The organism is Nocardia araoensis NBRC 100135 (assembly GCF_000308435.1).
GTDB classification, from domain to species: domain Bacteria; phylum Actinomycetota; class Actinomycetes; order Mycobacteriales; family Mycobacteriaceae; genus Nocardia; species Nocardia araoensis.
In genome coordinates this window covers 1-13,116 of the sequence record NZ_BAFR01000166.1, presented here as the reverse complement: position 1 = coordinate 13,116, position 13,116 = coordinate 1, and the positions used below count along the sequence as shown (strand labels likewise).

Below are 13,116 nucleotides of genomic sequence, written 5' to 3'. Positions count from 1 at the left end.
ATCTGACGTGTCACCGCGTGGCCGGGTCAGCAGTCTGCTACCCGATTTTCCCTGGGACACCATCGCTTCGGTGAAGGTTCGGGCGGCCGCCCACCCCGGCGGGATCGTCGACCTGTCCGTCGGCACCCCCGTCGACCCGGTCGACCCGCTGATCCGGACGGCGTTGAACTCCGTCGCGGCGGTCCCCGGTTACCCGACCACGCACGGCACCCCCGAGCTCCGCGCGGCCGCGGTCGACGCGCTGAAGCGGCGCTACGGGATCACCGGACTCGAGCCCGCGGCCGTGCTGCCCGCGATCGGCACGAAGGAGCTGATCGCGGGACTGCCCCGGCTGCTCGGGCTCGGCTCGGGCGACCTGGTGGTCATTCCCGAGGTCGCCTATCCCACCTACGAGGTCGGCGCGCTGCTGGCGGGCGCGCAGGTGCTGCGCGCGGACGGATTGACCCGGCTCGGCCCGCAGACGCCCGCGCTGATCTACGTGAACTCGCCGTCCAACCCCACCGGCCGGGTACTCGGCGTCGAACATCTGCGCAAGGTGGTCGCCTTCGCCAGGGAGCGCGGCGTCATCGTCGCCTCCGACGAGTGCTACCTGGGACTGACCTGGGAGGGGCGCGGCGTCTCCTTGCTCGACCCCGACGTGTGCGACGGCGACCACACCAACCTGCTGGCCGTGCACTCGCTGTCCAAGACTTCCAATCTGGCCAGCTACCGCGCCGGATTCGTGACGGGCGACCCGGAGCTGGTCGCGGAACTGCTCGAAGTGCGCAAGCACGCGGGAATGATGGTGCCGTTCCCGATCCAGGCCGCCATGACCGCCGCGCTCAGCGACGACGCGCACGAGGCGCGCCAGCGGGAGCGCTACCGTGCCCGCCGCGACGTGTTGCGGAAGGCGCTGGAGGCGGCGGGTTTCCGCATCGATCACTCCGAGGCGGGCCTGTATCTGTGGTCGACGCGCGGCGAGCCGTGCCGGACCACGTTGGAATGGCTCGCCGACCGCGGCATCCTCGCCGCGCCCGGCGACTTCTACGGCCCCGGTGCGAGCGAGCACGTACGGATCGCGCTGACCGCGACCGACGAGCGGATCGCGGCGGCGGCCGAACGCCTGGCGGCGGGCTGAGGAAACGTTCGTCGCTGCTGCCTGAGCGCAGCGGGGGAGTCCGGCAGCAACACCTCATCCGACGGGCATAGCAGGGCGTGTCGGCGTCCGCGCGCGCCCTGCCCGGCGAGCTAGCCTGAGGTATGGACGCTGTCACGGTTGTCCCCACGCCCGGCAACGAGCCGGTGCACTCCTACGCGCCCGGAAGTCCCGAACGGGAGCTACTTGTCGGCAAGCTCGCCGAGCTGTCCGCCGAACCCGTCGACGTGCCGCTGGTCATCGGCGGCAAGCATCGGCCGGGCATGGGCGAACGGCACGAGATCGTCGCGCCGCACCGCCATCGGCACGTGCTGGGGACCTACACCGACATCACGCATTCGGAAGCGGGCGGAGCCATCGACGCCGCGATGGCTGCCGCCCCGGGTTGGCGCGCGCTGCCGTTCGAGGAGCGCGCCGCGGTGCTGCTGCGCGCCGCGGACCTGCTGGCGGGGCCGTGGCGGGAGACGATCGCGGCGGCCACCATGCTCGGACAGTCGAAATCGGCGCAGCAGGCCGAGATCGATGCGCCGTGCGAGCTGGTCGACTTCTGGCGGTTCAACGTCGCGTTCGCGCGCGAGATCCTGGAACAACAGCCCAGGTCCAGCGCCGGGGTGTGGAACCGGATGGACTATCGGCCGCTGGAGGGGTTCGTCTACGCCATCACACCGTTCAACTTCACCGCCATCGCAGGCAATCTGCCCACCGCGCCCGCCCTGATGGGCAACACGGTGGTGTGGAAGCCATCGCCGACGCAGACATTGTCGGCCTTCCACACCATGCGGCTGCTGGAGGCGGCGGGCCTGCCGCCCGGCGTGATCAACATGGTCACCGGCGACGGGGTGCAGTTGTCGGAGGTGGCATTGGCCGATCCGCGGCTGGCCGGTATCCATTTCACCGGTTCCACCAAGACGTTCCAGTATCTCTGGCAGCAGGTGGGCGCGAATATTGGTCGCTACCAGGGCTATCCGCGGCTGGTGGGGGAGACCGGCGGTAAGGACTTCATCGTCGCGCACTCCTCGGCCGATCCCGCCGCGCTGCGCACCGCCCTGATTCGCGGCGCCTACGAGTACCAGGGCCAGAAGTGCTCGGCGGCTTCGCGGGCCTATATCGCGCGGTCGGTCTGGCGCGCGATGGGCGACGAGTTCCTGCACGACGCCGAGCGGCTGAGCTACGGCGACGTCGCGGATCTGTCGAATTTCGGTGGAGCGCTGATCGATCGGCGGGCGTACGACAAGAATGTGGCGGCCATCCGGCGGGCCGCCGACGCGGGCGTCGCCATCCCGGTCGGTGGGACCTACGACGACAGCGAAGGCTGGTTCGTCCGGCCGACCGTGTTCCTGACCGACAATCCGCACGACGAATCGTTCGCCACCGAGTACTTCGGTCCGATCCTGTCGGTGTACGTCTACGACGACGCCGAACCCGGCTCCTACAGCGCGATACTCGCCGAAGTGGAGTCGGCGGCGCCCTACGCGCTGACCGGCGCGGTGTTCGCGCAGGACCGGTACGCGATCGAACAGGCCGACGCCGCACTGCGTTTCGCGGCGGGCAACTTCTACGTCAACGACAAGCCCACGGGCGCGGTGGTGGGACAGCAACCGTTCGGCGGGGCACGCGCTTCCGGCACCGACGACAAGGCGGGCTCGCCGCTGAACCTGCTGCGCTGGGTCGCGCCGCGGACGATCAAGGAGACCTTCGTGCCGCCCGTCGACTTCCGCTACCCGCACATGGAGGTGTGATCACACCAGCGGCTTACCCTGCCGCAGGCGCCTGCGCAGGTCGAACAGATAGGCGTTGAGCGGGAACATGCGTGCCGCTCGGGGCAGCAGGCCCTGCACCGTCCCGAGCATCCGCAGCAGCCGGTCCAACCGCCGCTGGTCGCGGTCGGTCCAGGTCATGCCCATCTCGTCGCGCAGGTGCTGCGGAAGCAGGCCGGTGACGATGAAACGCTGCAGTCCGGCGAAGACCACCTGCACCGGTCGCGGCATCATCTTCAGGTCGATCAGGCCGTCGAAGTAGTCCCGCAGCTCCGGCTCGATGCCGCGCAGCTTCAGGTTCTCGTCCCAGTACCGCTGGAACTCGGCGCGATTCGCGGGCCACATCTCCGGCCGCATCTGCAGGGTGGTGCCCAGTCGCGCGGCGTAGGCGTAGAAGGCGTCGGCGGTGGCGTCGTCCATCGGGCCGTGCATCCGGGTGTGGAGGTCATCGATGCCCCAGTACAGGCACGCGGCGACCCACAGCTGGAGGTTCGGGTCGAATGCGTTGTACTTGACCGGGCTGGCGGCGGTGGAGCGCACCGACCGGTGCGACACGTTGACGGCCTCGCGGTAGGCGTCGCGCTCGGCGTCCGATCCGAGCAGTGCGACGGCGATGTAGGTCAGGGTGGTGCGCAGCCGTTTGATCGGATGCAAGGTGACCTTGCCGCTGTCGACGGTGCTCTCCAACACGCCGCGGCCGACCGGGCGCAGGCTCAACTGCATGATGACGTTGGCGGCGCCGCCGAGGAACGCGGCGATGCCGTCCACGTACTCCGCGACCGTCTCGGGGGTGAGGGTCTGGCTCGGATCCGGTTCGTGCTCGGCGGTGCGCAGCGGCGCGGTCATCGTCGACCTCGTCTTTCCTGTCCGCCCGATCCCAGAGAATCGGTCGATGAGAAGATTATGGCCTAACTTTCTCATCGACTCGGGGAGCTGTCAATCCGCGGAAGATCGCGTTGATGATGTGCGATGCTGAATGTGTCATCGTGTCGCTGTCGCGGATAGGGTTGGGTATGGCCAGGCTGACCAGACTGCTGCCGTTGGTGCGCAGCGCTGCCCCGGAGGATCGCAATCAGGCGCGAGTGCTCGACGCGGCGCTGCTGGCGTTCCTCGACTTCGGTATCAAACGCACCAGCATGGTGGAAGTGGCGCGGCGCGGCGGATTGTCCCTGGCCACGCTCTACCGCCGCTTCGCGAGCAAGTCCGATCTGATCCGGGCCGTCGGGCTGCGGCAGACGCGCGAGTTCATCGAGGATGTCGACGCCGCGCTCCAGCGCCAGGTCGACCGGGACGCCAGCGCCGAGGACCAGATCGTCGAATTGTTCGCCGCGTTCATCAACGGTCTGCGCGGCAATCAGCTGATCCACCGGCTGCTGGCTACCGAGCCCGAACTCGTGCTGCCCTACCTCACCACCCAAGGGGCGCCGGTCATCGAACTCGGCCGGGATTACCTCGCGGAGTTCATCACGCGGTTGCAGCGGGAAGGCAAGCTGCCGGAATACGATCCGGAGCCGTTGGCCGAGATGATCGCCCGCACGGCGCTGTCACTGGCGCTGACGCCGCAGACCGTCATCCCGCTCGGCGATGACGTGTCGATCCGGCAGTTCGCGCGCGATCACGTGGTGGTGTCCTTCCGGGTGCGCTGACTCAGCGGTGCTGCGGAAGACCGAAGAGCATGGCGCCGAGCGCGGCCATCACGTCGGCGGTCTGCTCGGCCGCGGTTCCGTGGGTGTGCGCGGTCACCGCGAAACCCGGCCCGAAGGACGCGGAGGCGACCTCCGGCTCGCCGAAATCCGACCAGCCCCATTTGGTGCCCTGGACGAACGGCCACCGGGCGGTGCCCCAATCCTGTTCGGTGCCGTCCTGCGCCGTCGATCCCGCGGCGGCCATCCATTCGAAGATCGGTGATCCGGGATCGGTGCGCAGTTTGGCGGCCAGGAAGTCGGACACGTTCGCGACGCTGGTCGCACCCGCGCCCCAGCCGGGCCCCGGCACCGTCTCGGCCAAGCCGTACTCGGCGGCGATGGCCGCGATGGCTTGGGGATACTTGGCCTCCATCGCGGTCGCCGCGCCGTCGTCGGAGTAGCGGATCATTCGCTCGCCCAGCATTCGGTCTTCGGGCGAGCCGTCGCCGTGGCGCAGGGCGTAGTCGGCGAGGAAGAGTTTGGACAGCGACAGACTCGAGCGTGACTCGTGTTCGTTCGGCGTCCCCCAGCCGAAGCCGACCGCGGTGCGTACGGAGATCGCCGTGCGCGGCGGCACTGCGGCGACCTCGGTTTCGGCGGTCTCCTCGGCACCGGCGACCGGCGCGGACAGCGCCAGGAACCCGCAGGCGATCAACGCGGTGAACGTCATTCGGTAGCCCATCGTTTCCTCCTGGCTGGTGGCGCCACGTCGCGTCGGACGGCGCTGGACAGGCACGATCAGGAATACGAGATGCGATTGCCCAGTGATAACTGACGTGAAACGGGCTTGGCTTCAGACGAGGCGGAGGCCGAGTCGACGCCGGATGCGCATGTCCAGGAGGTAGGCGTTCAGCGGGAACGTGCGGATCGGCCGCGGCAATAGGGACTCGGTGGCTCCGACGGCGCGCAGGATGTGGCCGAGTATCCGCTCCTCGCGGTCGGTCCAGGTCATCCCCATCTCGTCGCGCAGGTGCTCGGGTAGCAATCCGGTCACGAAGAAGCGATGTAGGCGCCCGAAGGCGAGCTGCGCGGGTCGCGGCAGCATGCGCAGGTCGACGAGGTCGTCGAAGTAGGCGCGGACCGTCGGGTCGATGCTGGTCGCGGCGAGATTCGCGGTCCAGTACGCGGCGAATGCGCGGCGGTCGGCGGGCCACATCGCTTCGGGCATCTGGAGGGTGGTGCCGAGCCGGGCGCCGAGGCGGTAGAACGCGTCCGCGGTCGCCTCGTCCATCGGGCCGTGCATGCGCTCGTACAGATCCCGCGCTCCCCAATGCAGGCAGGCCGCGACCCAGAGTTGCAGCGCGGGATCGAAGGCGTTGTAGTGCACCGGGCTCGACTCGGTGGAGTGGACCGGGCGATGGGAGACGTTGACCGCTTCCCGGTAGGCGGCGCGTTCCTCGTCGGTTCCGAGCATGGCCACGGCGAGGTAGGTCAATGTGGTGCGCAGCCGCTTGATCGGATGCAGCATGACGTTCCCGCTGTCGACCGTGCTCTCCAGCACGCCGTATCCGACCGGAGGAGCGCTCAGCTGCATGATGACGTTCGCGACGCCCCCGAGCAGGCCGGCCGCGCCGTCGATGTATCGCCCGATGTCGAAGGAGTCCGGCGATTCGGGATGCCGCGTCGCGGGAAGTGGCCTGGTCATCATCGACCTCGCAGTGCTGAGAAAGCTATGCAACAACGTTCTCACCACGTCAGCGGGAGTGTCAACCGGCACATCCGACGCCGGTCGGCGCGGGATGCCGCGCCAGCGCCGTGATCCCGGCGAAGTAGCGTGAACGAATGCCGTTCGGTCCGCCGCTGCTGCTCAGCTCCTTGAATCCGCTCGCCGTCGCAGGCGGAGCGGACATCCCCGACGCCGTCACCATCGACGGGGCCACCCTCTCGCGCAGCGACCTGCTCGGCGCGGCCACGTCGGTGGCCGAACGCGTCGCGCGCGCGGAACGGGTGGCGGTGTTCGCCGAGCCGACCGTGGAGACCGTGCTCGCGGTGGTGGGCTGCCTCATCGCGGGCGTCACGGTGGTACCGGTGCCGCCGGACTCCGGAACCGCCGAACGAGCGCACATTCTGGCCGACTCGGGCGCTCAGGCGTGGCTGGGGAAAGCGCCGGAGGGCGCCGACCTGCCCGTGGTGCCGGTGCGGCGGCACGCCAGGTCCTGGCACACCTATCCCGAACCCGATCCGGCCACCACGGCTTTCGTGCTCTACACCTCGGGCACCACCGGTCTGCCCAAAGGCGTGATACTCGGTCGCGGCGCGATCGCCGCGGGTCTGGACGCCCTCGCCGAGGCCTGGGCGTGGACCGCGAGCGACACGCTGGTGCACGGGCTTCCGTTGTTCCATGTGCACGGGCTGATCCTCGGCCTGCTCGGTCCGCTGCGGGTGGGCAGTCCGCTGATCCACACCGGCAAACCGACGCCGCAGGCGTACGCGGCGGCCAAGGGTTCCCTGTACTTCGGCGTGCCCACCGTGTGGTCACGGGTGGTCGACGACCCCGACGCGGCGAAGCAACTGGCCGACGCGCGACTGCTGGTCTCCGGAAGCGCGCCGCTGCCGGTGCCGGTGTTCGAGCGACTGCGGGAGCTCACCGGCCACGCGCCGGTCGAGCGCTACGGCATGAGCGAAACCATGATCACGCTGTCCACCCGGGCCGACGGTGAGCGCAGGCCGGGCTGGGTCGGTTTGCCGGTGCGCGGTGTGCGCACCCGGATCCGGGACGAGTCCGGGAATCCGGTGCCGCACGACGGCGAGAGCATCGGGGGCCTGGAAGTGTCCGGGCCCATGCTGTTCGACGGCTATCTGAACCGGCCGGAGGCGACCGCGCAGAGCTGGACCGAGGACGGATGGTTCCGCACCGGCGATGTCGCCGCTATCGACGCGGGAGGTTTCCACCGCATCGTCGGGCGGGAATCGGTCGATTTGATCAAGTCCGGCGGTTACCGGGTCGGCGCGGGGGAGGTCGAGACGGTGCTGCTCGGTCACCCCGCGGTCGCGGAAGCCGCGGTGGTCGGCCTGCCCGACGCCGACCTCGGTCAGCGCATCACCGCGTTCGTCGTGCTGCGTTCCGACGCGACCGAACGCGAGTTGATCGACCATGTGGCACGGGAACTTTCGGTGCACAAACGCCCGCGCGAGATCCGGGTGGTCGACGCGCTGCCGCGCAACGCCATGGGCAAGGTGCAGAAGAAGAAGCTGGGCTGACCGCGGGCATTGACCTCGAGTTAGGTAGAGGTTCTACGGTCAGCGCATGACTGCGATCCTGACGTCCGAACAGATCGATTACCTGCACACCCAGCGGCTGGGCCGGCTGGCCACCGTCCGGCCCGACGGCACTCCGCAGAACAACCCGGTCGGCTTCCGCTACAACGCCGACCTGGGCACCATCGACATCGCGGGCTGGAACATGGGCGCCTCGTGGAAATTCCGCAACCTCGCCACCAACGACCACGTCGCATTCGTCGTCGACGACGTGGCATCGGTTCAGCCCTGGCGGGTCCGCTGCCTCGAAATCCGCGGCACCGCCGAAGCCCTCACCGACGTCGACCCCTACATCCCCGGCGTCTCCCGCGAAATGATCCGCATCCCCACCGAGTCATCGCCTTCGGACTCGCGGGCGCGGACCCCGCTTGATCCGCCGGACGGCAAAGTACGGGCGGGCCCACGGTGGTAGAACTCCGTCCGCATCGGGGCCAGGGTCGGAGGGCGATATGTTCCGCCCGGCCCGCGAGGCATGTCGCCTATGATCGGGCCATGCCTCCCGCGAGTCCTCTGCCTGCCGGCGACCCGCACCGTGTGATCACCGGACCGGACGGTGTGGTCGAAGTCATCGTCAGTCTGGCCGAGTACCAGCAGCTCGAAAAGGCGCGTGAGGAGCTTCGTCGCCTTCGCGAAGAACAGACTCGCGGCGCGATCGCGGCGCAGATGCGTGAGGGCGTAGCGCAGTACAAAGCCAACCCGGACGCATTTCGCACCTTGACCCGTGAGGAGCTGCTGCGAACGGACGTCTTTGACCGGCCGTAGGGTTCTCATCGAAGTCGGTCAGCGAGCAGAGCAGCAGATCTATGAGTTGCCCGAGCAACTGCGTTTCAAAGTCCGCTTGGCGTTGCTCGACCTTCTGGACGATCCGCTGCCACTTGCGAAAGGGGCTATCCCGTTTCGGGCCGACGGTGACGAGATACCGGATGCGTACGAGTGGGACATCGGCGGGGTGACGATCTTCTACAACATGATCGAAACCGGCCCGCTGTTGATCCAGATCATCATCCAGGTCGTCCTCGTCGACGCTCTCTGATCGGCCCGAGCTTCCGATCGGGTAAGCCCGCAATCCTCGCGAGTGGCACAACCGGGTGCCACTCGCGGAGCGGCTCAGTCGTTGGCGTGCAGGTCGGCGTTGAGTTCGATGCCGGTGCCTTTGCGGGGGACCACTTCGACAGCGCCGGTGGTGGAGTTGCGGCGGAAGAGGAGGTTGTCGCGGCCTGCGAGTTCGGCGGCCTTGATCAGGGTGCCGTCGGGAGTGGTGACCTTGGTGCCCGCCGTGAGGTAGAGGCCCGCCTCCACGACGCAATCGTTGCCGAGGGGGATGCCGAGGCCGGAGTTCGCGCCGAGCAGGGACCGTTCGCCGATGGAGATCACCGTGGTGCCGCCGCCGGAGAGGGTGCCCATGGTGGACGCGCCGCCGCCGATGTCGGAGCCGTCGCCGACCACGACGCCCGCGGAGATGCGGCCCTCGACCATGGACGCGCCGAGGGTGCCCGCGTTGAAGTTCACGAAGCCCTCGTGCATGACGGTGGTGCCGGAGGCCAGGTGCGCGCCGAGGCGGACCCGGTCGGCGTCGCCGATGCGCACGCCGGATGGCAGCACGTAGTCCACCATGCGGGGGAACTTGTCCACGCTGTACACCGTGACCGGGCCCCGGGCGCGCAGCTTGGCGCGGGTCGCCTCGAAGCCCTCCACCGCGGCGGGGCCGTGGTTGGTCCACACCACGTTGGTGAGCAGGCCGAACTGGCCGTCGAGGCTCACCTCGTGCGGCTTGACCAGGCGGTGCGAGAGCAGGTGCAGGCGCAGGTAGACGTCGTGTGCGTCGACCGGGGCGGCGGACAGGTCGGCGATCGTGGTGTGCACCGCGATGACGTCGACCCCGCGCGCGTCGTCGAAGCCGAGCAGCGCCGCGTACTCGGCGGGCGCCTCGTCCAGCCGCTTGGTGCCGGTCTCGGGGAACTCGCCCAGCTGCGGATTCGGGTACCACGTGTCCAGCACGGTCCCGTCCGCGGTCACGTTGGCGATACCGATTGCTGCTGCTCCCTGGATGCTCACGGCCTAGAGGTTACCGACCCGCGCGGGACGACGGTGCGCCCGCTCCGGAGACACCGATCACCCGGCTTCGTACGAGTCCGGCCCGTGACCGGCGGGCCGAGTGCGCAGGTCAGCAGCCGAGCCGACGCTCGCCCGGCGGCTCGACCATTCGCTTCGGATAGTCCTGTCCCGCGACGAGAAGCCGGCAAGGACGACATCGGCTCCGTGACTCGGCCGGCGTAGCGGATGATCGCGCCCCGCCCGGGCGGATGCGGAATTCCGAATGCGCCGCTCGGACACCGGGACACGGTGATTGCCGACTCCTTCGACGAAAGGACCGAGGAGGCACACCGACCGGTGCCGACCGCCGTAGCGGGTCAGCGGTCGTAGGGTGAAGCGCGTGACCATCGACCTGCATGCCGACCCGATCACGCTGACCGCCGCGCTCGTCGACATCCCGAGCGTCTCGCGCGACGAGGCGGCCATCACCGACGCGGTGGAGCGGGCGCTGCGGGAGCAGACGACCGGGTTCGAGATCGTCCGGCACGGCAATGTGGTGCTGGCGCGTACCCATCGCGGGCTGCCGACCCGGGTGATCCTCGCCGGGCACCTGGACACCGTGCCGATCGCCGACAACGTGCCCGGCCGGTTCGCGGTGGGCCCGACGGGAGAGCAAGTCTTCTACGGCTGCGGTTCGGTGGACATGAAATCCGGCGACGCGGTCTTCCTGCACCTGGCCGCGACCATCGCCGACCCGGTGCACGACCTGACCCTGATCTTCTACGACGGCGAGGAGATCGCCGCCGAGTTCAACGGCCTCGGGCACATCGAGCGCGACCTGCCCGACTGGCTCACCGGCGACCTCGCCGTGCTCGGCGAACCGTCCGGCGGCTGGATCGAGGCCGGGTGCCAGGGCGCGCTGCGCGTTGGGCTGCGCACCTCCGGCGTGCGCGCGCACGCGGCGCGGGCGTGGCTGGGCGACAACGCCATTCACCGCCTGGCCCCGATCCTCCAGCGGCTCGCCGACTACCGCGCCCGGGAAGTCGACATCGACGGCTGCGTCTATCGCGAGGGCCTGTCCGCGGTGCGGGTCGAGGCCGGTGTGGCGGGCAATGTCGTGCCGGATGCCGCCGAGTTGGAGGTCAACTTTCGTTTCGCGCCCGACCGCACCATCGACCGAGCCGTCGAGCACGTGCGCGAGGTCTTCGCCGGGCTCGAACTGTCCTTCGAGGTGATCGACGCGGCGCCGGGCGCGCTGCCCGGGCTGACGGCTACGGCCGCCAAAGACCTGATCGCCTCGGTGCAGCGGCACGGCGGCGGCGGTGTGCGCGCGAAGTACGGCTGGACCGACGTCTCGCGTTTCGCGGCCCGCGGCATCCCCGCCGTCAACTTCGGTCCCGGCGATCCCAACCTCGCGCACAAGCGCGACGAGCACGTACCCGTCGACCAGATCGCCGCGGTCACCGCCATGCTGCGCAGCTACCTGAGCGGCACTCCGGACTGAGCGGCTGCGGCGGATCCCGGGGTGCCGCCGCAGCCCTGGTGCGACATCGGCGCACCGCCGCCGCCCGTGTGATCGACCGAGTACGGATTTCCTGCTCCCGGCCGAACGCGTGATCTCGTTCGCGTCACCTCCGCGTCGTCGTCGATCGACTCCGTCCGAGTGCACCTGGATGGCTTCGGGCGCACAGCGTCGCGGCTGGAGGTTCGGTTGCTGTCGACTCGGCCACGCGGTCGACATCCGGCCGATGGCTGCGATCGCGCAGGCCCGACTCCGGCTCGCCGCCCGCGCGATTCGCGCCGTGACATGTGCCCCGAGCGCCGAGATTGCGACTGTGTCTCGCCCCGCCCGCGTCCGGCTGAACGTCGGACGACTTCTCTCGTCCGGCCCGTGAGTCCCTCTTGCCGGGCGGTAGCGTGGAATGCATGTCCACCGACGCCGCGGACCGTGAGGTCGCTCCCGAACCGAAGTCGAGACCGAAGTTCCGCGGGCCGATCATGTTCCGCCGCGACCGTGCCGACGGCGTCAGCACCGCCGACCGGAACTTGCTGGACAAGCGCGGCGACACCGACTGGGTGCACACCGATCCCTGGCGCGTGCTGCGCATCCAGGCCGAGTTCGTCGAGGGCTTCGGCGCGCTCGCCGAGGTGCCCCGAGCGGTGACCGTTTTCGGTTCCGCGCGCACCTCCCCCGACCATCCCGAGTACCAGGCCGGACTGGCCATCGGCGCCGCGCTGGCGCGGGCGGGTTTCGCGGTGATCACCGGTGGCGGTCCGGGCGCGATGGAGGCGGCCAACCGGGGCGCCTGCGAGGCGGGCGGCTACTCGATCGGCCTCGGCATCGAGCTGCCGTTCGAGCAGAGCCTCAACGACTGGGTCGACCTCGGCATCAATTTCCGCTACTTCTTCGTCCGCAAGACGATGTTCGTGAAGTACTCGCAGGCGTTCATCTGCCTGCCCGGCGGCTTCGGCACGCTCGACGAGTTGTTCGAGGCGCTCACCCTGGTGCAGACCCGCAAGATCACCCGGTTCCCGATCATCTTGTTCGGCACCAGGTATTGGTCCGGGCTGGTCGATTGGTTGCGCGATTCGCTGGGCGGTTCCGGCAAGATCTCTCCCGGCGACCTCGGACTGCTGCACGTGACCGACAGCGTCGAGGAGGTCGTGAACATCATCCAGGCCGCCGCCGTGGCGGGCGGCGCCGAGGACGCGATCGGAACGGAGGATCAGTGGTGAGCGATCGGCCTTTCGCCGTCTGTGTCTACTGCTCGGCGAGTACCACCGACCAGGAGTACCTTTCGCTGGCCGCGCGGGTGGGCACCGAGATCGCCCGGCGCGGTTGGCAACTGGTGTCCGGTGGCGGTCACGTTTCGATGATGGGCGCGATCGCCACCGCGGCGCGCGCGGGCGGCGCGAACACCATCGGTGTGATCCCGAAGCACCTGGTGCATCGGGAGGTGGCCGACGTCGACGCCGACGAGCTGGTCGTCACCGATACGATGCGCCAGCGCAAGCAGGTGATGGAAGACCGCGCCGACGCCTTCCTCACGCTGCCCGGCGGCATCGGCACGCTCGAGGAGTTCTTCGAGACCTGGACCGGAGGTTATCTGGGACAGCACGAGAAACCCGTTGTCGTGCTGGATCCCAATGGATTCTTCAGCGGGTTGTTCTCCTGGCTGGACGAGTTGTACGAACGGAAGTTCGTACCCCAGACAGCGCTGTCCCGGATTACCGTGGTGACCGATCT

General features: G+C 69.1%; 14 protein-coding genes. 10 read left to right on the top strand and 4 right to left on the bottom strand.

Annotation, left to right across the window (positions count from 1 at the left end; translation table 11 throughout):
* The first annotated feature begins 7 nt into the window (after positions 1-7).
* Both dapC and pruA read left to right on the top strand, forming a co-directional pair.
* Positions 8-1,117, top strand: a complete 1,110-nt coding sequence (dapC, locus tag ON21_RS22935) for a succinyldiaminopimelate transaminase (RefSeq protein ID WP_039800588.1) — start codon at positions 8-10, stop codon at positions 1,115-1,117.
* 122 nt (positions 1,118-1,239) lie between these two features.
* A complete protein-coding gene (pruA, locus tag ON21_RS22930) occupies positions 1,240-2,874 on the top strand; it encodes an L-glutamate gamma-semialdehyde dehydrogenase (protein ID WP_039800586.1) in 1,635 nt (544 codons plus the stop codon).
* Here pruA and ON21_RS22925 read toward each other — a convergent pair whose 3' ends face one another.
* Complete coding sequence (locus ON21_RS22925; protein ID WP_039800584.1) at positions 2,875-3,738, bottom strand: oxygenase MpaB family protein; 864 nt, start codon at positions 3,736-3,738, stop codon at positions 2,875-2,877.
* 167 nt (positions 3,739-3,905) lie between these two features.
* Between ON21_RS22925 and ON21_RS22920 the strand changes: the two genes are divergently transcribed.
* Positions 3,906-4,538: a TetR/AcrR family transcriptional regulator gene (locus ON21_RS22920; RefSeq protein WP_039800583.1), complete on the top strand. Its 633-nt coding sequence runs from the start codon at positions 3,906-3,908 to the stop codon at positions 4,536-4,538.
* Between the two features lies 1 nt (position 4,539).
* Here ON21_RS22920 and ON21_RS22915 read toward each other — a convergent pair whose 3' ends face one another.
* Complete coding sequence (locus ON21_RS22915) at positions 4,540-5,259, bottom strand: hypothetical protein (RefSeq protein WP_039800581.1); 720 nt, start codon at positions 5,257-5,259, stop codon at positions 4,540-4,542.
* Between the two features lie 111 nt (positions 5,260-5,370).
* Positions 5,371-6,222: an oxygenase MpaB family protein gene (locus ON21_RS22910; RefSeq protein WP_039800580.1), complete on the bottom strand. Its 852-nt coding sequence runs from the start codon at positions 6,220-6,222 to the stop codon at positions 5,371-5,373.
* A gap of 137 nt (positions 6,223-6,359) precedes the next feature.
* On the opposite strand from ON21_RS22910, the gene ON21_RS22905 reads away from it, so the two are divergent.
* The 4 genes from ON21_RS22905 (at position 6,360) to ON21_RS22890 (ending at position 8,868) form a co-directional block, all read left to right on the top strand.
* Positions 6,360-7,778 (top strand): acyl-CoA synthetase, encoded by a 1,419-nt coding sequence (locus tag ON21_RS22905; RefSeq protein WP_174372198.1) that lies wholly within the window; start codon positions 6,360-6,362, stop codon positions 7,776-7,778.
* Between the two features lie 46 nt (positions 7,779-7,824).
* A complete protein-coding gene (locus ON21_RS22900) occupies positions 7,825-8,247 on the top strand; it encodes a PPOX class F420-dependent oxidoreductase (RefSeq protein ID WP_086006473.1) in 423 nt (140 codons plus the stop codon).
* 80 nt (positions 8,248-8,327) lie between these two features.
* Positions 8,328-8,597 (top strand): hypothetical protein, encoded by a 270-nt coding sequence (locus ON21_RS22895; RefSeq protein ID WP_039800579.1) that lies wholly within the window; start codon positions 8,328-8,330, stop codon positions 8,595-8,597.
* Entirely contained in the window at positions 8,584-8,868 is a 285-nt protein-coding gene (locus tag ON21_RS22890; protein WP_039800578.1) for a hypothetical protein, read from the top strand. The genes ON21_RS22895 and ON21_RS22890 overlap by 14 nt, the downstream gene beginning before the upstream one ends.
* A 74-nt stretch (positions 8,869-8,942) precedes the next feature.
* Here ON21_RS22890 and dapD read toward each other — a convergent pair whose 3' ends face one another.
* Positions 8,943-9,890 (bottom strand): 2,3,4,5-tetrahydropyridine-2,6-dicarboxylate N-succinyltransferase, encoded by a 948-nt coding sequence (dapD, locus tag ON21_RS22885; RefSeq protein WP_083880816.1) that lies wholly within the window; start codon positions 9,888-9,890, stop codon positions 8,943-8,945.
* A gap of 379 nt (positions 9,891-10,269) precedes the next feature.
* On the opposite strand from dapD, the gene dapE reads away from it, so the two are divergent.
* The 3 genes from dapE to ON21_RS22870 form a co-directional block, all read left to right on the top strand.
* Entirely contained in the window at positions 10,270-11,373 is a 1,104-nt protein-coding gene (gene dapE / locus ON21_RS22880) for a succinyl-diaminopimelate desuccinylase (RefSeq protein WP_039800630.1), read from the top strand.
* Between the two features lie 422 nt (positions 11,374-11,795).
* Complete coding sequence (locus tag ON21_RS22875; protein ID WP_039800629.1) at positions 11,796-12,605, top strand: LOG family protein; 810 nt, start codon at positions 11,796-11,798, stop codon at positions 12,603-12,605.
* On the top strand, positions 12,599-13,116 hold a 518-nt coding region (locus ON21_RS22870), incomplete at its 3' end, for an LOG family protein (protein WP_039800576.1). The genes ON21_RS22875 and ON21_RS22870, both read left to right, overlap by 7 nt.